The organism is Cohaesibacter haloalkalitolerans, assembly GCF_003574655.1.
GTDB classification, from domain to species: Bacteria; Pseudomonadota; Alphaproteobacteria; order Rhizobiales; family Cohaesibacteraceae; genus Cohaesibacter; species Cohaesibacter haloalkalitolerans.
In genome coordinates, this window is the sequence record NZ_QNUM01000007.1 from 118,587 (window position 1) to 140,889 (window position 22,303).

Here is a 22,303-nt window from a genome sequence, read left to right on the forward strand (position 1 = left end):
CCATGCCGATGCCCCTCTTCGGCATGGTTCTTTCTCTGGGGATCCTGCTGCTGGTGGCTCTTTGTAGCTGGGGCGGCTTTGCCCTGTTCGACCGGTTCAACCCTCCGCCCCTTGGCAAGCTCTCCGATCTGTCGGTCGAGGTCGTCGACCACGATGGCGCGTTGCTGCGCGCCTATACCAACGAGGCCGGACAATGGCGGTTTGCCGCGAATCTCGATGAGCTTGACCCCGAGTTTGTGTCGATCCTTCTTGCCTATGAGGACAAACGCTTCTGGACCCATGGCGGGGTTGACCTTCAGGCCATCCTGCGCGCCAGCTGGCAGCTCTTGACCAACGGGCGGATCATATCCGGCGCCTCCACCATCAGCATGCAGCTTGCCCGTTTGCTGGAACCGCGCGAGAAACGGACCTTCACCGCCAAATTCTGGCAGATGTTGCGCGCCCTGCAACTGGAAGACCGGATGAGCAAGCGGGAAATCCTGACCGCCTATCTGACATTGGCACCCTATGGCGGCAATCTTGAAGGCATCCGGGCGGCGTCGCTGGCCTATTTCGCCAAAGAACCAAAGGAGCTGAGCCTATCCGAAGCGGCGCTGCTGGTCGCCCTGCCCCAATCACCGGAAGCCCGCAGGCCGGACATATCGCCAAGGCGGGCACTTGCCGCCCGCAACACCGTGCTTGAACGCATGGCAACAGCCGGTGTCATGCCGCAGAGCGAGGTCGACCGGGCCTCGTCAAAGCCGCTGAATGCCCCGCGCCACCCTATGCCGCAACTGGCCGCCCATGCCGCAGACCGTATGCTTGCCGAGGCGCCGGACCGGCAACGTCACCCGACAACCCTTGATCGCGCATTGCAGGAAAAGATGGAAGCCGTTGTGCGGGATGCCACTGGGGCGCTCGCCCCCAATCTGTCCGTTGCGCTCGTGCTAGCCGATGGCAGCAATGGCGACATTCTGGCGGAGGTCGGCTCGCCTGACTATCTCAGCGCCGAACGCTCCGGCTGGATTGACATGACACGCAAAATGCGCTCTCCCGGCTCGGCGCTCAAACCCTTCATCTATGGACTGGCCTTTGAGGAAGGTCTCGTGCAGGCCGAAACCCTGATCACCGACAGCCCGGTCAATTTCGGCGGCTACCGGCCAAAGAATTTCGACATGGGTTATCAGGGCGATGTCAGCATCCACGACGCCCTGCTCATGTCGCTCAATGTGCCTGCGGTCGCCCTGCTCGATGCGGTTGGGCCGGCCCGGTTGATGGAGCGCCTGAAGCGCGGCGATGTGGAGGTTAGCCTACCCAAGGGCAGCGATGTGGGGCTGGCCATCGGACTTGGCGGTCTCGGCATCACGCTCAAGGATCTCACCCAGCTCTACACGGCCTTTGTCAATGATGGCCGTGTCCAACCGCTCAGAGACATCCCACCAAATGGCGATGATGCGCAGGACCCCAGAGCACCCCTGCTGGATCAGACCGCAGTCTGGCATGTGAGCGATATCCTTCAGGATGCCACGCCGCCAGAAGGATCGGGAAAGCTGGCCATTGCCTACAAGACCGGCACCTCCTATGGCTATCGTGATGCATGGTCGGTCGGATTTGATGGTCGCTATGTCATTGGCGTCTGGGTAGGCAAGCCGGACAACAGTGCCGTGCCGGGCATAACCGGACGTACGGCGGCTGCCCCGATCCTTTATGATGCCTTTGCCCGCACGGGCCTGACAATCGAACCCTTTGCCCCGGCACCGCTTGGTGTCAAACGGCAGAGCTTTGCCGAGCTGCCACCGACGCAGAAACATTTCCGGCTGTCGCCGCTCTGGAGTGAGGCCTCGTCTGTCCCCGAGCCAGCTCCTCGCATAAGCTATCCACCTGACGGGGCCAAGATCGAGCTCAACGCCACGGCCAACGGTGCCCCCATGCCGCTGATCGTCAAACTGCAGGATGGGCGACCACCGTTCCGCTGGCTCGGCAACGGGCAGGTCTTCAAGGCCAATGGCCACAAACGTTCCATCAGTTGGCTGCCAGATGGTCAGGGCCAGTCGACCCTCACCGTCATTGATGCCGCAGGGCGAGCCGACAGCGTCAGCGTGTTCCTTCAGCGACCGGCCCCGGCCCCCTGAAAGAGGGAGAGGATGAGCGGCGTTCAACGGGAGCGCCTTCAATGGGAACATTCAGAAAAGAGGATCGATCTCGGTGTCGAAGGGCGGGCAGGAAAGCCCCAGTTGTTTGCGATACCGGTAAACCTGTTTCTCTTCTTCCATGAACTGGATGGATGAACGGATTGGCATGGGATCATCGACAACCCGGGCCAGCATCCAGCCCCCTTCAACAAGCAGCAACGCCTTGCGCAGGGCCATGAAGGAGTCCCGCTCGGACAGGCCAAATGTTGCCCCTTCCTCGACCGCCTTGCTTTTGAGCCGGGCATAGAGAGCCCGGGCCTCGTTGCTGAAGAAGGCGTTTCGCTCTCCCCCCTCCTGCAGCGTTGCCGAAACGGTCAGGAACCGCCAGTTGCCATGCTCTTCAAAAAGCTGATAGACCCGCTTGCACAACTCGACCATGGCATCGTGAAAATCGCCTCCATTGGTGCGCGCCACTTCGCAGGCTGTCTCGATGTGCTTGACCAGTTGAGAGCAGGAATAGCGGGCAGCAGCAACCGCAAGGTCGCTTTTGCCACCGGGAAAATGATGATAAAGCGATCCCCGTGTAACATTCGCCTGTGCCAGGATGTCAGATATACCTGTTGCCGCGTAGCCTTTTTGACGCAGGAGATCAGCCGCAGCGATCATCAACTTCTGATATGTGGAATGTTCCATTAATTTCACTTTACAGCGCTAGACCATTCGGTCTAAACCACTCGTGGTTTGAACCAATGGGTGGGGTATTCTTCCTTTCAAATCGCCCCTTCAAATCGTCCTTGGGATAGTCAGGTCGGCAGACTGGAGCTATTTCCAAGTTATAACAGGATTCGTCTGGAGTTTTCTCCGCGGAACGGAAATGTTTCCGGTTGCCAGAACGTGTTAGGCGTCAGTCATCATTTTTTGACCAGCATAGGGGCGATTGACCAGCATTGGCATAATTCCCAATTTAGTCCCCACTAGACCCACGGAAATATGCCAAAGACCATACCGCACCTTCCCCCAGATATGGTGCGGTATGGTCGCCCTTTTACCTGTAACGTTACAATTTTAGAAATAATTGAACTTTCAAAAAAAATCGGCCCACATTTGACCATGTGAACCGATTGCAATTTTCTATGCCTGATCAGCAATGATGGGCGGTGTTCCTCACCCTGTCACTTGCTGAAGACCACTGTGCGGTTGCCGTCAATGAACACGCGTCCTTCGGAGTGAAGGCGCAACGCGCGGGAGAGCACCCGGGCTTCGATGTCGCGCCCGCGGCTGACCAGTTCGTCCGGGTTGTAGGCGTGGTTCACCCGTTCGGTGTCCTGCTCGATGATCGGGCCTTCGTCGAGGTCCGGCGTCACATAATGCGCAGTGGCACCGATCAGCTTCACGCCGCGTTCCCAAGCGCGATGATAAGGCTTGGCACCCTTGAAGGCCGGCAGGAAGGAGTGGTGGATGTTGATGACCTTGCCAAAATGCTTTCTGGACAGGTCGTCCGACAGAATCTGCATGTAACGGGCCAGAACAATCAGCTCGGCTCCGGTGCGATCGACCAGTTCATCCATCTTGGCTTCCTGTTCCTTCTTGTTCTCCTTGGTCACCGGCCAGAGATAGAAGGGGATGCCCAGACGTTCTACCGTGTTGCGGCTGTCGGCATGGTTTGAGACGACCGCCTTGATGTCGAGAGGCAGGGTGCCCTTCTGAACGCGATAGAGGATGTCCTGCAGGCAATGGTCAAACTTGGAAACCATCAGCACGGTCGCCACCTTCTTGTCAGCCGGACAGAAGGAGATGACGGCGTCGAACTTGGCCGCAAACTCGTCAATCGAGGTCTGCAAGGCTACAAAATCGATCCCCTCCGGGGTCGCCAGAACCACACGCATGAAGAAAGAACCGAGACCGTCTTCGCGATTGGAATTCGCCGCGGGCTGGAAAAACTGATTGCTCTCCAGAATGTTGCAACCGAAGGCCAGAAGACGCGCGCTGAGGTCGGCGACGACACCGGGCTGATCCGGGCAGGTCATTTTCAAAATCATGCTCATGGGTCTGTTTCTTTTCATCAAACAAGGAAGGGCCGGGCCTGCCTTGCAAAAACGGCAGTCGGGCCAACCGGTAAAGATCGAGGGGGACATTAGACAACTGTTGCAGGATAGAAAAGGGTCAGAGCGGGCAAGTTTGTGCTGTTTAAGGTGTTTTTCCGTGAAAAATTCGTAATTCCGGCTTTTGTTGCCTGCCGACTGTGATTTGCTGCGAACTGAACGCCCCGGCACGGGGGCCAGCGACATTCGGATGCACTTTGATACAGGGAATGCGTTGACTTGCCATCCTTGCAAAGGTAGCCAAGCTGAAGCGCACGCAGATGTATCCCACGGGAGCCAAGCGTCAGGCAAAGCAGGACAGGAAGAAGTAATGAGCAAGACAAAGAGCGTCGTCGTCGTGGGAGCCGGACAGGCCGGAGCCACTCTGGTGCAGAGACTGCGTGAGCTGGGATACGATGGCGCGTTGACCCTGATCGGCGCAGAGCCTTATCTACCCTATCAGCGCCCGCCCCTCTCCAAGGCCTACCTGCTGGGTAGCATGGATCTGGAAGGCCTGACCTTGCGTCCGCAGAGTTTTTATGACGACCAGAACATCCAGCTGTTGCTCGGCAAGCCGGTCACCGCCATTGACAGGGACAATCAGACCGTGACCTTGGGCGACGAGATCATCGCCTATGACCATCTCGTGCTGGCCACCGGAGGCGATGCCGCCAGCTTGCCTGCAGAGCAAGGCGGTGCGCTTGAGGGCCTCTATTCCATTCGCGGCATCGCCGATATCAACCGGCTGGAACCGCAGATCATCGCCGGGCGGAAGGTGCTGATCGTTGGCGGCGGGTACATCGGGTTGGAAGCGGCTGCCGTCTGCGCCAAGCGCGGCCTTGATGTCACGCTCGTGGTTGCCTCCGAGCGTGTCCTGCGGCGGGTTGCTGCTCCCGAAACATCGGACTATTTCCGTGCCCTGCACAAGGGACACGGGGTACGCGTCATAGAGGGAGCCGGTTCGGTTGCTCTGATCGGGGATACCGAAGAGGGTCGATCCGGACAAGTCTGCGGCGCGACACTCGGCAACGGCCTGTCGCTTGAGGCTGATTTCGTCATCATCGGCATCGGCCTTACGCCATCGGTCACTTTGGCGGAGATGGCAGGATTGACGCTGGATAACGGCATCTGGACCGATGAACACGGCCGCACTTCCGATGCCCATGTCTGGGCTGCTGGCGACTGCACGAGCTTTCCCTATCGTGGCGGGCGCATCCGGCTTGAAAGCGTCGGCAATGCCATCGATCAGGCCAAGGCAGTGGCAACCAATATCGTCGCCAGTCTCAACGGCGAAGAGCTGACACCCTATATCGCCAAACCGTGGTTCTGGTCGGATCAGTATGATGTAAAATTCCAGATCGCAGGCCTCAACACCGGCTATGACCATGTGGTCATTCGGGATGGAGGAGACGGCGCCGTTTCCCATTGGTACTACCGTGGCGACGAACTGCTGGCGGTCGACGCGATGAACGACGGCCGCGCCTATATGGTCGGCAAGCGACTCATAGAAGCGGGCAAGAGCGCCGACCCGGCCATCATCACCGACCCCTCGGTCGATCTCAAAGTCTTGATGAAGCGGGGATAATGTCTGCACTTAGTCCTTTTTCTTCATCGGCTCTCCGGCGACGTAGGTCTCAGCGACCGAGCGGTCATCAGCCATGATCTGCAGGATGAAGAGTTCTTCGGAGAGGCTCTTGCAGGTTTCCATACGCAGGGCCATGGCGGAGGTGGCGCGGCTGTCGAGCACCACGATGTCTGCTTCCGATCCCTCGTCGAGCGTACCGATCCGGTCTTCCAGACCAAGGGCGATGGCATTACCAAGGGTCGCCCAGTAGAAGGCCCGCAAGGGGTGCATCTTGGTGCCGTCGCGGGTGGCAAGCGCCTTGTAGCCCTCGTGCAGGGTGCGCAGCATGGAATAGGACGTACCGCCGCCGATGTCGGTTGCAATGGCGCTTTTGGCGCCGCGTGCCCGTAGCCCCTCGTAATCGAACAGACCTGAGCCGAGGAAGAGGTTCGACGTCGGGCAAAAGACCGGCCGGGCCTCCGTCTCAATCAGCATGTCAACTTCCCTTGGCTGCATGTGGATGCAATGGCCGAGCAGCGTGTTGGCCCTCAGCAGGCCATAGCGCTCGTAGATGCCAAGATAGTCCGGCGCGTCCGGATAGAGCGCCATGGTCTCAGCGATCTCGTCATGGTTTTCATCGAGATGGGTCTGGATGAAGCAGTCCGGATGTTCTGTGGCAAGCACCCGGGCGGTGTCCATCTGTTCGGGCGTCGAGGTAATGGCAAAGCGCGGCGTGATGGCGTAATGCGCCCTGCCCTTGCCATGCCAGCTAGCGATCAGCGCCTTGCTGTCGTCATAGCCGGACTGGGGGGTGTCGCGCACGCCTTCGGGGGCGTTGCGGTCCATCAGCACCTTGCCGCCGATGACGCGCATGTTGCGGCGGGCCGCTTCCGTGAAGTAGGCAACCGCGGAGGTCTTGTGCGACGAGCAATAGGCAACCGTGGTGGTGGTACCGTTGGCAATGACCTCGTCAAAGAAGCGCACGGCCATGGCTGCACAATGCCCTGCATCCGCGTAGAGCGCCTCGGCCGGGAAGGTATAGTTCTCCAGCCAGTCGAGCAATTGAGCGCCCCAACTGGCGACCACCTGCACTTGCGGGAAATGCAGGTGGGTGTCGATGAAGCCCGGCACCAGCAGATGGGGACGATGATCAATGGTCTTTGTGCCTTCTGCCGCCTTGGACTGCACGTCGCTGAAAGTGCCCCGCGCCTTGATCAGGCCGCCGTCCAGCAGCAGCGCGCCATCCTCGATATAGAGATGGGCGGTTTTATCCGCAGGGGTTTGCGGTTCGCCATGAAAGGTCAGCAGTCTTCCGCGCAGGATCGTTTCGGCCATTGTTTGTCCTATAGTCGTCTATGACAGCGGCTGCGCCAAGGGTAGCATATCGGCAGCGCCGCACACTATGCCCCATTGCCCCCGGTGAGGCCAGCCCCAATCTATGAGCAATTTCAATCTGCCATTGTTGCGGGTGAGGCCCTTGGGCTGCCGTTTGGTTTTGCTCAAGTTTTGACAATACCACCTTAGTACCACCTGACCAGTAAATGTGACAGGCATCCCATTTATCCCAAAAAGCCTCTATAATCCGTAAGGCCAATTGAAATTGGCTCTTATTGGTCTTCTACTCGTTTACGTTGAGTTGGCTTATCTCAAGACTCATCTGGCCAGTTCATTGCATGACAGGGACAGGCGCTGTGCGGCGCCTATGGGAGGAGACTGGGCAATGGCAAATTCACTTTACATGGGAATTGACGGTGGCGGCTCGAACTGCCGCGGACGCCTCAGAGATGAAGACGGGACGCTGCTTGGGGAGGCAATCAGCGGACCGGCAAATGCACGCAACGGCATTCTCGCCGCTCAGGAGCAGGTCGCCAAGGTGGCGCGGGAGACCCTGAAGGACGCGGGCTTTGGCGCGGAAGTGCTGGGTCAGACCCACGTGGGCATCGGCCTTGCCGAGCTTCACATCAGCGCCGACAAGGAAGCTTTCCGCAACTGGGAACATCCCTTCGCCTCGCTTCGAGTGGCCAGCGATGCCCATATCGCCTGCCTTGGCGGGCATGGCAATGATCAGGATGGCGGTATCCTCATTCTCGGTACCGGCAGCTGTGGCTACGGCCTGATCAAGGGCCAGCCGGTCAATGTCGGGGGCTGGGGCTTTGAGCTTTCGGACATGGCAAGTTCAGCACAGGTGGGGATACAGGCCCTCCGGTTCGCCATGGCCGCGCTCGACGGGATTTATGAAGTCAGTCCGATGACAGACCACATCATGGCGATGTTCGGAGACAGCCAGGAAGAAATGGTGCTGTGGGCCAGCACCGCCACGCCGCCGGATTTCGCTGGCTATGGCCATGTCGTGGTCAATTTCGCCGAGCGTGAGGACCCTGTTGCCATGAAGCTGATGGCTGACTGCGGCAGTCAGGCCAGCGCCATGTTGCGGGCGCTTGCATGGCGCGGGGTCAACAGGATTGCGCTGATGGGCAACTTCGCTGAAGCGGTTGAGCCATGGCTGGAAGTGGAAACCACCACCCTGCTCGTCCCAAGGCTCCATGACGCACGGGACGGTGCTATTCTGCTCGCCGGGGGAACCCTGCCGCCGCTGGAACCGGGACATGAGCAGGACATGGGGTACAAAGAGCGCTACGGACATGGTTGATCTCGGCCATCTCATCCAGCATGTCAGAAAAGTCTCCGATCTCGAAATGGAAAGCGCCACCCCCCTCTATCTGAGGATCGAGCGGGGGATCGAGCAATCGATTGAAGCCGGGCTGGTCGCTATCAATGATGCCCTGCCTGCGGAGAGGGAGCTGGCCCATGCCCTGGGCGTCTCCCGCGTGACCGTCCGCAATGCGGTGCGGGTTCTCGTTCAGAAGGGCATTCTGGTCCAACGCCACGGTGCCGGCACCTTCGTCGCCTCACGGGTGGCGCAACGGCCTCGCCAGATAACCGGCTTTACCGAAGACATGCAGATCCGGGGGCTTTCGACAAGTGCCCTGTGGCTGGATCGCTCAAGTGGCACACCGACCCCTGAAGAGTGCGAGGCACTGGAGATCATGCCCGACGACGCGGTGAGCCGCCTTTATCGGCTGCGCACCGTCGACGGCAAGCCGGTGTGTCTGGAACATGCGGTTTTGCCCAAGAGCGTCCTGCCGGATCCCGCGATGATCGAAACATCACTGTATTCGTGGCTGGAAACCCACCACCAGCGGCCGACTCGCTGTCTCCAGAAGCTTTCAGCCCGACTGCTTGATGTCAGTCACGCCCATTTGCTGGAAGTGCCGACCGGGTCGGCCTGTCTCTATGTGGAACGGCGATCCTTCCTCAAGCAGAATGTGATGCCAGATCATTTCGAGACAGAGGCAAGAGGCGTGGTCCATGCCAGCGAGCCGAGCAACGGACGGCCTTTCCCCTCGCCCAGAATCGGACTGGTCAAGCAGATCGAGCGCCCCATCGAGTTTGTCCGCGCCCATTTTCGCGGCGACCTTTATGAGTTCGTCTCCGAGTCGGTCATCTAGAACGGTCAGCAGGCGGCCTGCCGAGCCGGTTATTCACGCCGCCGGGTCGCCTGATAGACCGGTGCGTGCTTTCGGCGTGGAGGATCGGCAATATGCTGATAAGGTGGCAGGCAACGACGAATGCGAACAGCCCCCGTCCGGTTCCCTTATGCCTGCCGACAGGAAGACCCCATGAAGCAGATCCTTATGCATGCCCGCCTGTTTGACGGCGACCAGTTCCACGCCGGCAAGGCTGTGACGCTGAAGGATGGCCAGATTGACGGCATCATCGACACGCCGGGCAGTCTGGGCGGCTATGAACCTTATGACCTCACCGGCCTCGTGCTGGCTCCGGGCTTTATCGACACGCAGGTCAATGGCGGCGGCGGTGTCATGCTGAACGGCCAGACAGACCTTGAAGGTCTGGAGCGCATGGCCGATGCCCACCGCTGTTTCGGAACGACGTCCATGTTGCCAACCCTCATCAGCGATAGCTGGAGCAGTATGGAACATGTCGCGCGCCTGATCCGTCAGGCCCATCGCCACTGGGGCGAGAACAGCTCGCTGTCCGCCGTCAAGGGCGTGCATTTCGAAGGCCCCTATCTGAATGTCGACCGCAAGGGCGTGCATCCGGAAAAGCAGCTGAGGGCAATCGACGATGGTGCGCTGGAACTGATGACCCATCCCGACCTTGGCGTCCGACTGATAACGGTCGCTCCGGAAAAGGTCGGCCCCAGCTTCATCCGAGACTGTGTTTCCAGTGGTGCGCTTGTTTCGTCCGGGCACACGGCAGCGGGCTTTCAGGAGATCGCCACAGCGCTCCGCGCAGGTTTGCGTGGCTTTACCCACCTGTTCAACGCCATGACCCCGATGGGCAGCCGCGAACCCGGGGTGGTCGGTGCCGCCCTTGATGATCCGGACAGCTGGTGCGGCCTCATCGCGGACGGCTTTCATGTCCACCCGGCTTCCATGCGCAATGCCATCAGGGCCAAGCCGAAGGGCAAGATCATGCTGGTGACCGATGCCATGGCGTCGGTTGGGGCCGAGAAGAAGAGCTTCACCCTCAACGGCACCACCATCACGGCCAAGGACGGTCGGTGCCAACTGGAAGACGGCACCATTGCCGGGTCGGACCTGTCGATGATCGGCGCGGTTCGCAACGGGGTCGAGCTGCTCGGGCTGCCCCTGCCAGAGGTCCTGCGCATGGCGTCACGCTATCCGGCGCAGTTCATCCGCATGGACACATCGCTGGGCTCCGTCGCGCCGGGCTTTGCTGCTGATCTGGTGGCCTTCGACCCGACGACATGGACCGTGCGGCACAGCTGGATCAACGGCTTCCACAAGGCTCACTGAGCCATCAGCCTCTTCAGCCCCGGAAGACGAAAGCTGCGCCTGCCGCGATCAGGGCAAAGCCGATCAGATGATTGATGGTCAGGCTTTCCTTCAGCCAGAAAACCGAGAAGCAGGTGAAGACCAGCAACGTGATGACCTCCTGCATGGTCTTCAATTGGGCGGTGTTGAAATAGTCGCTGCCCCAGCGGTTGGCAGGAACGGCAATGCAGTATTCGAAGAAGGCAATGGACCAGCTGGCGAGAATGGCAAGCATCAGAACAGAGCCCTTGTGCTTGAGATGACCATACCATGCAAAGGTCATGAAGACGTTGGAGACGAGCAGCATGGCTGGCGTAAGAAGAGCCTGAAGGGACATCGGAGTATCACAGAAAAGGAGAAAACGGGAGGCGGCTGGAGAGCGGATGAGGTGCTGCGGCCGGACAGCATCAGTCCATAGCACGCCCGCAAACCGGTGCAATGTTTCGCTCCGGATTATGCACATCTCTCGTCATCATGGCTGGCAGACATCGATCCCGACCTGAGCCCGGCAGATGAGCTTTACCACGCGATCTCACAAATTGATTCAAGTGCTTCCAGTGATGGTTTGACGGGTGAAGTTATGCAATTTAACAAAAGCATTTCAAATGGTTATCCATTTTCCTTCAAAGATTGATTCATCGGTTCTTGTTGAGAAAGAGAATGAGGCCTTCCCCGCACCTCACATTCTGATTCAACGGGCAGCCTTTGCTACCGGACAAAGAAAAACCGGAGCCGCAGTGCGTTCCGGTCTTTCTTCAGTTGAAGGTCAGATATCTATGCAATGCGATGAAGGCCTAGAGATGCGCCTTGATGCTGTCCGCGACAGATACTGTCGGGCGACCGATCAGGCCGGACAGGGTCTTGCTGGCATCAGTCAGCCAACCAGCCTTGATGGCGCTGTCAGCATCGGCCAGAACCTGGGCGAAGCCTTCCGGCACACCAGCCCCGACCAGTGCCTTGACATAGTCTGCCTCGGTCATATCGACATAGGCTATTGCCTTGCCGGACGCCTTGGCGATAGCCGCAGCATAATCGGCCATGGAGAAATCTTCGTCGGCAGCCAGTTCATAGATCTTGCCAGCCTGAGCTTCGTCGCTGGTCAGAACAGCAGCGGCAGCGGCGGCATAGTCGGCCCGCGATGCAGCTGCAACGCGGCCTTCGCCAGCAGCGCCGATGACGGCACCATGCTCAAGAACGGCCGCCATGTTTTCGGTGTAGTTCTCAACATACCAGCCATTGCGCAGGATGACATGAGGAACGCCGGAGGAAGCCAGCAGCTTCTCGGTGGCAACATGTTCCTGTGCCAGCAGGATGGGAGACTTGTCGGCCTTGAGGATCGATGTGTAAGCAATCAGCCCGACGCTATTGGCCTTGGCCGCCTCGATGACAGCGGTGTGCTGTGCAATACGCTGGCCAACGGCACTACCGGAGATCAGCAGCAGCTTGTCGACACCCTTGAGGGCTTCAACATAGCTTTCCGGCTGGTCGTAGTCGGCCTTGCGGACAACGACACCGGCAGCAGCCAGATCGGCCACGGCTTCCGGGTTGCGGACGAGTGCGATGATATTGCCAGCTTCCGTTTTTTCCAGAAGGGATTTGATTGCCAGACGGCCAAGATGGCCCGATGCCCCGGTTACTGCGATCATTTTTGTTTCCTTTCCCCGCCAATCATGTTTTGGGCTGGCGGCTTGTCAATTGCATTGACGTCAATATGGCGCTTTGGCATTGTTATCACTAGAAGGTAATTTCAGAATGAGTAGTTCGGAAAATGAGTACAATTGGATATCAGCACCTGCGCGCACTGGCGATTTTTGTCTGTGTGGTCGACGAGGGTAGCTTTGCGGCGGCGGCACGCCACCTGAGCAGCAGCAGGTCTCGCATCTCGGAGCAGATCACCCAACTTGAGGATGATCTCGGCGTCCGCCTGTTGCAACGCTCGACACGCAAGCTTTCGCTCACCGAAGAAGGGCGGCGGATCTACGACAAGGTGCGCGCCCTGCCGCGTCTGCTCGAAGAGACTGTCGAGATCGCCACACAGGAAAAGCCCTCCGGCCGTGTCTCCATCACCGCTACCCATGATGTCGGCTACACCCAATTGCCGCCAGCCATCGCCAGCTTCCGCAAACTCTATCCGGATGTGGAACTTGATATCCTGCTCAGCGACAAGCGGCTTGATCTGGTCGCCGAGGGCATCGACATGGCCATCCGCATCGGCCTGCCGAGGGATGACAGCCTGATCGGACGGGTGCTGTATGAGGATCGCTTCGGCCTTTATGCCAGTCCGGACTATCTGGAAGCCCATGGCACACCGCGCACGATCCGCGACCTTAATGCCCATCGCTGGGTCTGCCTGTCCAACGTCAGTCCGGGCGGTGTCAACCGGCTGTTCCGCGGCAAGGAAATGATTTCGGTACCCGCTCCGCACTACGAGCTGTGCAACTCGCCCCATATGGTCATTGCCATGGCGCTGGCAGGCATGGGGGTGGCGCAGTTGTTCCCTTCCACCGTGCGCAGGGATGTTGCCTCAGGGCGCCTTGTTCCTATCATGCCGGAGCTGAGTGGCGAGACCATGATCTTCTCGCTGGTCTATCCCTCGCGCAAGCATATGCCGCTCAGAACCCGTGCCCTCATCAACCATCTTCTGGCGGCTCGTCTGTTCGACGCGCCAGACACATCGGGCTGATGTCTGACACTCCCTGCACCCTTTGCAAAACAAAACGCCCGGAGCAATGCCCCGGGCGTTCTGCGAGATGTCTTGATGGCCGTGCGGCTTACTGGATCTGCTGAAGCAGGGTGTCCAGAGAGGCTTTCGCATCGCCATAGAACATGCGGGTGTTTTCTTTGTAGAACAGCGGGTTTTCGATACCGGAATAACCGGTGCCCTGACCACGCTTGGACACGAAGACCTGCTTGGCTTTCCAGACTTCCAGAACCGGCATGCCGGCGATTGGAGAGTTCGGGTCTTCCTGAGCAGCAGGGTTCACGATGTCGTTGGAACCGATAACGATGACGACGTCCGTGTTCGGGAAGTCTTCGTTGATCTCGTCCATTTCCATCACGATGTCATAAGGCACCTTGGCTTCAGCCAGCAGCACGTTCATGTGACCAGGAAGACGACCAGCCACAGGATGGATGGCGAAGCGGACTTCCTTGCCCTTGGCGCGCAGGCGGCGGGTCAGTTCAGCAACATTCTGCTGAGCCTGAGCAACGGCCATGCCATAGCCAGGAACGATGATGACACTGTCAGCATCTTCGAGGGCGGCAGCAACGCCATCGGCATCAATGGCGATCATCTCGCCCTCGATTTCCATGGCCGGGCCAGTGGAGTTGCCAAAGCCGCCCAGGATCACCGACACGAAGTGACGGTTCATGGCCTTACACATGATGTAGGACAGAATCGCACCCGAGGAGCCCACCAGAGCACCGGTCACGATCAACAGGTCGTTACCGAGCAGGAAGCCCGTTGCGGCTGCAGCCCACCCCGAATAGGAGTTCAGCATGGAAACAACAACCGGCATGTCGGCGCCGCCGATAGCCATGACCATGTGGACACCGATGACGAAGGCAATCAGGGTCATCAGATAGAGGGTCCAGGATCCAAGGCCGTTCATGTACATGATCAGCAGGATGAAGGACACGACCACCATGACCAGGTTCAGCAGGTGACGACCCGGCAGCAGCATGGCCTTGCCGTCGATGCGGCCAGCCAGTTTGCCATAGGCGATCAGGGAACCAGTGAAGGTCACGGCACCGATGAACACGCCAAGGAAGATTTCGATCTCGTGGATGACCTCTTCCGCAGGAGTCGGGAAGGCATGTGCCGTCAGATCAGAGTTGAGGCCGATGAAGACCGCAGCCAGACCGACAAAGCTGTGCAGCATGGCAACCAGCTGCGGCATGCCTGTCATTTCAACGCGCTTGGCGACGACGCTACCAATCACAGCACCGATAACGACTGCGACGAGCAGGACGATCGGGCTGGCAGCCAGCACGGTGCCAAGCGAGATGTCATGTGGGTTGATCGGGCCAAAGATGGTGGCCAGCACAGCGATCGCCATACCGACGATGCCGAACCAGACGCCACGCTTTGCGCTTTCCTGATCCTTCAGTCCACCCAGAGACAGGATGAACAGCACGGTTGCCGCGATGTAGGCGGCTGTTTGCAATTCAGCGTTCATTATACCCTCCGCCTATCAGGATTTCTGGAACATCTGCAGCATGCGACGGGTAACCATGAAGCCACCGACGATGTTGATTGTGGCGATCAGGATGGAAATGAATGCCAGAAGCAAAACAATCCATGACCCAGAACCAAGCTGCAAGAGCGAACCGAGGATGATGATCCCCGAGATTGCGTTCGTCACAGCCATGAGCGGCGTGTGCAGGGAGTGGCTGACGCCCCAGATGACCTGGAAGCCGATGAAGACGGCGAGTACGAACACGATGAAGTGGCCCATGAAGGCCGCAGGAGCATAGAGACCGATGAGGCCCATGACCACGGCACCAATGACCAGAAGGCTGATCTGCTGACGGCCAGCCTTGCGAAGGGCTGCCTCTTCTTCGGCCTTCTTCTCTTCAGGAGTCTTTTCCTTGACGTCGCTTTTCGGCTTGGCGGCAATGGCTTTGATCTTTGGAGGCGGAGGTGGGAAGGTAATTTCACCTTCATAGGTCACAGTCGCACCGCGAATCACATCGTCTTCCATGTTGTGCACGATCTGGCCGTCCTTTTCAGGGGTCAGGTCGGTCATCATGTGACGGATGTTGGTCGAATAGAGTTCGGAAGCCTGGGTAGCCATGCGGGATGGGAAGTCTGTGTAGCCGATGATGGTCACGCCATTCTCGGTAACAACCTTCTCGTCCTTGACAGTGCCTTCAACGTTGCCGCCACGTTCCGCAGCCAAGTCAACGATGACGGAGCCGGTCTTCATGGCAGCAACCATGTCTGCAAGCCACAGCTTGGGAGCCGGCCGGTTCGGGATCAGCGCAGTGGTGATCACGATGTCCATGTCACCTGCGATCTCGCGGAACTTGGCGAGCTGGGCATTGCGGAATTCTTCAGACTGAACAGAAGCATAACCACCGGTGGAAGCCCCGTCCTGCTGTTCTTCTGCAAAATCCAAATAGACAAATTCGGCGCCCATGGATTCGACCTGTTCGGCCACTTCCGGACGCACGTCAAATGCATAAGTGATCGCACCGAGTGCAACGGATGTACCAATTGCAGCAAGACCGGCAACACCGGCACCAACAATCAGAACCTTCGCAGGCGGTACCTTACCGGCAGCCGTAATCTGGCCGGTGAAGAAACGGCCAAAGTTGTTGCCAGCTTCGATAACAGCGCGGTAACCGGCAATGTTCGCCATGGAGGACAGAGCGTCCATCTTCTGGGCACGGGAAATACGTGGCACCATTTCCATTGCGATGACATTGGCACCAGCCGTCTTGGCGGCAGCCATGCCTTCTTCGTTGCCAGCCGGGTTGAAGAAGGAGATAAGCGTCTTGCCCTTGGCAAGATACTTCAGCTCTTCGCTTTCGGGCTGACGTACCTTGGCAACGATATCTGCAGCCTCCCACAGAGCAGCAGCGTCTGGCACAATTTCGACGCCCGCTTCTGCATAAGTTGCGTCGGAAAAGCCAGCCAGCGCACCAGCACCGCTTTCCAGGACGCAATCAAATCCCAATTTCTGAAGCTGTTTTGCCGAAGACGGCGTCATGGCAACGCGCGCCTCTCCCTCGAACAGCTCCTTAGGTGTACCTATCTTCACGACAGACTCCCTTCTAACAAAAATGTTGATGCCTTCAGCCCGGAGACCCCGAACCAAATGCAAACTACCCTCCGGCTCTTATAGTGCAGACGAAAGTCAAATTGCCAAGTCTCCATTGTAAATCAGTTGCGCGTTATCCGGTGCGATTTGCCAAAATTTGTCCCGCATCGTGGTAATTTTCCCTTATTTACGCAAATTTACATAGATAAATCAGGCGATTTGACATACTCCCGACAGAGCCGGAATCTGGACAGCGGATCCTCGGCAACCATCTCCAACCTCGTTTGCACGAGTTGTCATCCTGAAGGATGGCAGATGTGGCATTCTCCATTTGAGCCAATATGGAAACACCTTTTGGTGCGGCAGTGCCACGCTACCCGAAAGTGGACTCTCACTGCAAAGCACTGCGCGCACATTAGACGATTGTAGCTGTTTATGAAAGATAGGGAAGTGATCCGAGAGGCCAGCTTTTCTGTATCGAACTGCAGAAATTGCCAATTGCGTGCCTCAGAATCACTATTTTTCCACGATAATTTTTAATCATTATCGATAAAAGTCGACAGAGAGGCCTGCCGACTCTCTGATGTCGGCCTAGTCGGCGTAATGGATCGTCGTGGCTCTGGCCCGGTTGAGAATGAGCCGCACGGGTGCCTCTTCCACCAGACCGATCTTCTGGGCTTCGCGCAGGGCATGCTTCTTTTCTTCCCCGACGATCAGCACGTGGGCCTTGCGTGCCCGCTCCAGTACGGGAGCCGTCAAGGTCAGGCGGGGATTGCCGTCTTCATGCCCGCGCACGATCATGACCGTGGGTGCCCAGAGGCCGAGAGCTTCTTCCAGATCATCAGCTTGAGGAAACAGCGAGGCAATACGCGTGTCCGCTCCCATGCCCAGAACGCAGACATCAATCGGCAGAATGGCCTGCAGATCTGAGGTAATGGCCGATAGCACAACCTCGGCGTCATCACCATCCGGTGCTCCATCACGGTGGTAGGCATGGAACTCTGCTTCGGCCGCCAGATTCTGCAGCAGCAGCTCTTGCACCTTGTGGGCGTTGGTGTGATCCGGCACTTGAGGGTCCAGATGCTCATCGGTCAGGATGATCGAGACACAGTCCCACTCGACAGGTTGTGCGCTCAAAGAGCGGAAAAAATCATGAGGCGTTTCACCACCGGGCACGGCAAGGGTCGCCCTGCCACGCTTCTTGATGGCCTTGTTCAACTCGAACGCAACCTGTTCTGCGAGACCGGCAGCCAAACTGCCTCGATCGGGATACACTCGGGTTTCAGTCACGGTTTTCTCCTGCGCACATGACCCCGGCCACATCTAAATGGCTGACGTCCTGTTGTCTTTCTCCAATGTCCACCAACTGCGAAAAACTGGCTGGCCGACTCGATTCTTCAAGCTTCTCTTCAGCTTAATAGGGTCGGCACATTGCAGTTTTATGATTATCAGAGAGGCAATGAAGGCACCCCACACCGAGCAGCGACCGCTGAAAGGCACAAGAGCGAGGGAGGGGGCAAAGGGCACAGAAAAAGGCAGCTCCCCGGCGGAAGCTGCCTTATAAAATCTCTATGTCTCGCCTGCGCTCGGAAGGCGCCGGGAGCGGGATTCTAGCATAAACAATCCGGCCTATTGCAGATCCGGATCGAAGCTCATGGCGTTGATGGCACCTTCGAGGCCGAAGTTGCTGTTGCGATAGAGATAGATCGGCATCTTGACGCGGAACTTGGTGTGGCGCCCACCCTGATTGAAGCCTCTGAGGAACTCGGGGTTCTGGAAGATCCAGTCGTTCTTTTGCAGCACGCCACCGGTGAGGAAGACGCCACCGTAGGCAGAAATATAGAGTGCCAGATCACCAGCCACGGCGCCCAGATGGTGGGCGAACATGCTGATGGCACGAACGGCAAGATGATTGCCCTCGGTGCGGGCAACATCGAAGATGTCACGGGCGGACATCTCGGACGGCTCCTGACCTTCAAGCAGTTCCAGCGCCTTCATCAGATAGGGGATGCCGGTTCCCGACAGGATGGCTTCGGCCTCAAGCGCCAGACAGGAGCGATCATCCATCTGGGTTTCCGGCCACAGTTCGGCCAGCTTGGCAAAGACCGCGACTTCGTCGAGGGTATGCGGTGCGACGCGGACGTGGCCGCCCTCGCCCTGAAGCACTTCGGGCTGGTGCCCGGCCCACACTTGGGTGCCGACCCCGAGGCCAGTACCAGGACCGATGATGAGACGTGGTGCAGTGGGCAACGGAGGCGTTTGGCGTGGCGGCGGCAGCGTGCCCTGAATGACCGTCAGATCATCCGGGTCAGCGGTGACGAGGGACCATGCGGCGGCTTCGAAATCATTGAGAATACGGGCACCTTCCGCTCCGGCGGCAACGATCAGGTCAGCCTGCGAAAACTGCTGGTTGCCAGCGTTGGTGAGTGTGACATAGCCATTTTCAATCACCCCGGCAGCAGCAACAACGACCTGTCGCGGCGATGAGCCGATCTTGCCGACAAAGGTTTTGACAGCATCGGTCAGATGCATCGTGCCGGTGGTATCGAATGTGTGCTGTTCCTTGATGCGCCCCTCGACGGCGGCGGCCAATCGCATGTTGGTTCCACCAACATCGGCCACAAGATCCCAAAGCATAACGCTACCCTCACTATTTCAGTTGTAACATAAGTGACAAACGTCCGATCCCGATACGGGAGCCCACCCGTTTCAGGCCTTGCATACAGGGAATCAGCTTTATTTTCATCCCCCAAAATAAATTTCCTATTCGAATATCCGGCTTTTTACCCTCTGATTTGATTTTCAATTGGCAACGGTTCCTCCGGGGCTTCTCTACAGACGGTCACGAGGCGAGATTCCTGCAGAAGATCGGCAGGACACCGCGCTCCGATTGTGCCGTCAAACCGGTATCCAGCCAGCCTGCCCGCATCAGCAAACCGCGCGCCCCATCAGTCACCCCATAGACCGAGGCAATGCCCAGTGACCGGGCCGCGTCCTCTATGGCACGGGTCAGCGCCATGCCGACCCCACGTCGGCGGCAATCCGGGCGCACATAGAAAGCCGACAGAAATGGCCCGAGCCCCAGCTCCTCGCCAAGCCCGTCTGGCTTGAGCGCCGCAATGCCCATCGGGTCTCCGGTCTCGGACAGGGCAATTCGCGCCAGAGGTATCCCCGAGCCATCCGCCCAGCCTTCGAGATCCGCGATGGCATCACCCGGTCCATCGGGCCCGTACCACGTTGGCCATTGATCACAAAACCATTGGGCAATCACCGGAATGGCATTGCGCCCGTCTTCGAGTGACACAATGCGGAATGATTCATCCATCGGAACTCCTGTCCATCAACAAGTAAAGCCCAACCATGCGTGAAGGCTGTCTCCTTGTCTATGGCACGTTGCACCAACATGCGGACAACGAAGTCTCCCGCCTGTTTGCAGCAAAGAAAAAGGGGCACCGGATGGCACCCCTCTTTTGTATGTGACTGTTTGCCGATCTGAAATCCATCAGGCCCCATTCAGACCCTCGCTCGCTCCAGCGTGCGTAGATCATCATCAGGCTCTCAAGCTTCCGGCAGAGCGCGACTAGCTACGCGACAGCAGGGCGCTCGGACGAGCTTTTGCAATGCCCTGCAGGACGAAGCCGGCAACGAAGGCCTTGATGACGTCGCCCGGAATGAAGACCAGCACCATGGAAGTGGCTTCCATGAAAGACTTGTTGAGGCGGATCGACATACCCAGCACGCCCAGCAGATAGAGCACGAAGATGCCACCGACGATGGAAGCAAAGGTGCCAGCGATCAGCAGATTGCCCTTGCCCCATTTCTCAACGATGAGGCCCGTGGCAAAGGCGGCAAAAGGCCAGCCGAGGAAGAAGCCAACGGTCGGTCCGGCCAGCACGCCGAGGCCCCCGCGACCACCGGCCAGCAGCGGCAGACCTGCCAGCACCAGCACGATGAACAGGATCATGGACAGGGCGCCGCGGCGCGATCCGAGCACGACACCGGCCATCATGACGCCGAGGCTCTGTGCACTGACCGGCACACCGAACGGCAACATGAACTGCGGCATGAGCCCGAGGGCGGCAACGAGTGCTGCAAACAGGGCAATGAAGGCGACTTGGCGTTCCATTTTCGGTATTCTCCCTTTTCTTACTCAGTGCGCATTTCAGGCGCACTCTCCGACTGAGATTTGGTTGTTTTTTCTTGTTGCAATCCGCCCCGAGCGCGTAGCGCTTCGGCAACCCTGTCCGCATCATCAATGGCGCTGAGCGCCAGAGGAACCAGCAGCCGCGGGCTTGTCCGCTTCGGGCTGCGCGCCCGCCATGCCTGATTGAGCTGCGACCCCCGTTGCAGGAACAATGGCGTGAAGCGAATGACCAGCCCCATGGCAAAGCCCAGCGCCCGCGGTGGCAGGCCAAGGAAACGGAAGGGCTTTGCGAGTGTTTCGATGACAGCCATCATATCATCAAGTCGCGAGGTCATGGTGACCAAATTTGCAAGGCTGACCGTCGCGACGAGTTTGAAGCAGATGGCCAGCCCCTCCTCCACGCGTCCGGTCACCAGCTGATAGGCGAAAATGATGGCGATGAGATAGAGAAGCGGCTTGAGCCGCTGGGCTCCAGCCTTTGCAAAGCTGCGCCCGGCCGACAGGTAGAGCACGACCACCGGCAGATTGGTTGCAAGCAGCAGACGCCAGTCATTGAGCGGCCAGAGCACCAGCGTAAACAGGCACAGAATGACCAGCTTGGCCGAGACGGGCCATCCATGCATCCAGCTTCTCTGCTCGACGGTCAGCGACAGCATCAGCCACGGCCCTCCGTGCCCGAAGGCAATCCCGCCCCCAGCACTTCATCATCTGTGAAAACCAGCCGCTCCATCTGTTCCCGATAGGCAGGCAGGATTTCTGCCGGGGTGCCATCTCCGACCAGTTGGCCCTTTTCGAGCCAGATGATGCGGTCATAGCTTTCCAGATGGTCGATATCGTGGGTAACCAGAACGACCTGCTGGTCCAGCGCATCGAGCCAACGATAGAGACGCCGGGTAGTCGGCCAGTCGAGCCCGGCAAAAGGTTCATCCAGCAGCACGGTTTTCGGCTCCATGGCCAGCACGGCCATCAGACAGACCAGATGGCGCTGGCCTTGCGAGAGCGTGAAGGTGCCGCGTTCGGCCCAGTCCAGCCGCCCGAATGACTGCAGAAACTCCCGCGCCTTGACCCTAGCTGCCTTGCGATCACCGCTGAGGCTTTCCAGACCGAAAGCGATTTCCTCTTCCACGGTGGGAAAGATGATCTGATGATCCGGGTTCTGGAAAATGAGACCGATGGTCCGGATGGCATTCTTGCGATCCTTGGCGATGTCGACACCATGGACCCGCACCTGCCCCGCCTCGGGTTCGATAAGGCCGGAGATCATGCGTGCCAGAGTGGACTTGCCAGACCCGTTGCGCCCGATGAGGCCGATGCGCTTTTCACTCAGCTGCACGGAGAGGCCGCGAAAGAAAGGCTGGTCATTGAGAGTATGTTCTACCCCGTCAAGAACAATGGCATTGTCCATCTCATCGCGCTCATCGGCGCCGGAATGAGCCTCTGCGGGGGATTTTACGAGATCAGCGATAGGTCAACTCCAGATCACGCGTGCCATATGGCCCGGACTCTGCGCGCTGTCTCGGTCTTGTCGGCTTCCATGCCAAACCCCGACAGCGTGCGGGTTGGTGAAGGTCATAGCCAAGAATGGAAATAAAAACCAGCGGCAAGGATAATCCCAATGGTTCAGTTTGTGGAGAAAAAGCGCAATCGTACATGTGAAACGCCCCAAAGCGCCATGATCGTGCAGCCTGAAGGTAAAAACCGTCGCAAGTCATGGAGGCACCCTTCCGGTCTTGCCAACCATGCCGGATAGCAAAAAAGGCGATGCGCCATTGGCCACCG

General features: G+C 58.5%; 19 protein-coding genes. 6 read left to right on the forward strand and 13 right to left on the reverse strand.

The genetic code is table 11. From position 1 onward, the window contains the following. Positions 1-2 precede the first annotated feature (2 nt). On the forward strand, positions 3-2,111 hold the full coding sequence (gene pbpC / locus DSL70_RS17580; protein ID WP_245418260.1) for a penicillin-binding protein 1C: 2,109 nt from the start codon (positions 3-5) through the stop codon (positions 2,109-2,111). A gap of 51 nt (positions 2,112-2,162) precedes the next feature. Here the strand turns inward: pbpC and DSL70_RS17585 are convergent, their stop codons facing one another. After that, positions 2,163-2,804: a TetR/AcrR family transcriptional regulator gene (locus tag DSL70_RS17585; RefSeq protein WP_119309277.1), complete on the reverse strand. Its 642-nt coding sequence runs from the start codon at positions 2,802-2,804 to the stop codon at positions 2,163-2,165. Between the two features lie 479 nt (positions 2,805-3,283). Then, a complete protein-coding gene (purU, locus tag DSL70_RS17590; RefSeq protein WP_119309278.1) occupies positions 3,284-4,156 on the reverse strand; it encodes a formyltetrahydrofolate deformylase in 873 nt (290 codons plus the stop codon). Positions 4,157-4,523: 367 nt separating this feature from the next. Here purU and DSL70_RS17595 point away from each other — a divergent pair, with 367 nt between their 5' ends. After that, a complete protein-coding gene (locus DSL70_RS17595) occupies positions 4,524-5,777 on the forward strand; it encodes an NAD(P)/FAD-dependent oxidoreductase (protein ID WP_119309279.1) in 1,254 nt (417 codons plus the stop codon). Positions 5,778-5,786: 9 nt separating this feature from the next. Here the strand turns inward: DSL70_RS17595 and guaD are convergent, their stop codons facing one another. Next, positions 5,787-7,091, reverse strand: a complete 1,305-nt coding sequence (gene guaD / locus DSL70_RS17600; protein ID WP_119309280.1) for a guanine deaminase — start codon at positions 7,089-7,091, stop codon at positions 5,787-5,789. A 385-nt stretch (positions 7,092-7,476) separates the two neighbouring features. Here guaD and DSL70_RS17605 point away from each other — a divergent pair, with 385 nt between their 5' ends. The 3 genes from DSL70_RS17605 to nagA all read left to right on the forward strand — a co-directional run bounded on the left by DSL70_RS17605 (position 7,477) and on the right by nagA (position 10,597). Further along, positions 7,477-8,406 (forward strand): glucosamine kinase nucleotide-binding domain-containing protein, encoded by a 930-nt coding sequence (locus tag DSL70_RS17605; protein WP_162916868.1) that lies wholly within the window; start codon positions 7,477-7,479, stop codon positions 8,404-8,406. Continuing rightward, positions 8,363-9,265 carry a GntR family transcriptional regulator gene (locus DSL70_RS17610; protein ID WP_162916870.1) on the forward strand — a complete coding sequence of 301 codons (903 nt, stop codon included), beginning with the start codon at positions 8,363-8,365 and terminating at the stop codon, positions 9,263-9,265. Before DSL70_RS17605 ends, DSL70_RS17610 begins: the two co-directional genes overlap by 44 nt. Before the next feature lie 171 nt (positions 9,266-9,436). After that, positions 9,437-10,597, forward strand: coding sequence for an N-acetylglucosamine-6-phosphate deacetylase (gene nagA, locus DSL70_RS17615; RefSeq protein ID WP_119309283.1), 1,161 nt, complete (start codon positions 9,437-9,439; stop codon positions 10,595-10,597). Positions 10,598-10,610: 13 nt separating this feature from the next. On the opposite strand, the gene DSL70_RS17620 is transcribed toward nagA, so the two are convergent. Further along, entirely contained in the window at positions 10,611-10,952 is a 342-nt protein-coding gene (locus DSL70_RS17620) for a DMT family protein (RefSeq protein WP_119309284.1), read from the reverse strand. A gap of 457 nt (positions 10,953-11,409) precedes the next feature. Further along, positions 11,410-12,261: an SDR family oxidoreductase gene (locus tag DSL70_RS17625; RefSeq protein WP_119309285.1), complete on the reverse strand. Its 852-nt coding sequence runs from the start codon at positions 12,259-12,261 to the stop codon at positions 11,410-11,412. 122 nt (positions 12,262-12,383) lie between these two features. Between DSL70_RS17625 and DSL70_RS17630 the strand changes: the two genes are divergently transcribed. Further along, on the forward strand, positions 12,384-13,298 hold the full coding sequence (locus DSL70_RS17630) for a LysR family transcriptional regulator (protein WP_119309286.1): 915 nt from the start codon (positions 12,384-12,386) through the stop codon (positions 13,296-13,298). An 88-nt stretch (positions 13,299-13,386) separates the two neighbouring features. Here the strand turns inward: DSL70_RS17630 and pntB are convergent, their stop codons facing one another. The 8 genes from pntB to DSL70_RS17670 form a co-directional block, all read right to left on the reverse strand. Then, the gene (gene pntB, locus DSL70_RS17635) at positions 13,387-14,793 is read right to left on the reverse strand and encodes a Re/Si-specific NAD(P)(+) transhydrogenase subunit beta (RefSeq protein WP_119309287.1); all 1,407 of its coding nucleotides are present in this window, start codon (positions 14,791-14,793) and stop codon (positions 13,387-13,389) included. Between the two features lie 15 nt (positions 14,794-14,808). After that, positions 14,809-16,380, reverse strand: a complete 1,572-nt coding sequence (locus DSL70_RS17640; RefSeq protein ID WP_119309288.1) for a Re/Si-specific NAD(P)(+) transhydrogenase subunit alpha — start codon at positions 16,378-16,380, stop codon at positions 14,809-14,811. A gap of 591 nt (positions 16,381-16,971) precedes the next feature. After that, complete coding sequence (pgl, locus tag DSL70_RS17645; protein ID WP_162916872.1) at positions 16,972-17,670, reverse strand: 6-phosphogluconolactonase; 699 nt, start codon at positions 17,668-17,670, stop codon at positions 16,972-16,974. A gap of 339 nt (positions 17,671-18,009) precedes the next feature. Next, a complete protein-coding gene (locus DSL70_RS17650; protein ID WP_119309290.1) occupies positions 18,010-19,017 on the reverse strand; it encodes a glucokinase in 1,008 nt (335 codons plus the stop codon). Between the two features lie 205 nt (positions 19,018-19,222). Beyond that, the gene (locus tag DSL70_RS17655; RefSeq protein WP_119309291.1) at positions 19,223-19,705 is read right to left on the reverse strand and encodes a GNAT family N-acetyltransferase; all 483 of its coding nucleotides are present in this window, start codon (positions 19,703-19,705) and stop codon (positions 19,223-19,225) included. A gap of 255 nt (positions 19,706-19,960) precedes the next feature. Beyond that, positions 19,961-20,506, reverse strand: a complete 546-nt coding sequence (locus DSL70_RS17660; protein WP_119309292.1) for a biotin transporter BioY — start codon at positions 20,504-20,506, stop codon at positions 19,961-19,963. 20 nt (positions 20,507-20,526) lie between these two features. Continuing rightward, the gene (locus DSL70_RS17665) at positions 20,527-21,180 is read right to left on the reverse strand and encodes an energy-coupling factor transporter transmembrane component T family protein (RefSeq protein ID WP_119309293.1); all 654 of its coding nucleotides are present in this window, start codon (positions 21,178-21,180) and stop codon (positions 20,527-20,529) included. After that, the gene (locus DSL70_RS17670; RefSeq protein WP_119309294.1) at positions 21,180-21,929 is read right to left on the reverse strand and encodes an energy-coupling factor ABC transporter ATP-binding protein; all 750 of its coding nucleotides are present in this window, start codon (positions 21,927-21,929) and stop codon (positions 21,180-21,182) included. Before DSL70_RS17670 ends, DSL70_RS17665 begins: the two co-directional genes overlap by 1 nt. Between the last annotated feature and the right edge of the window lie 374 nt (positions 21,930-22,303).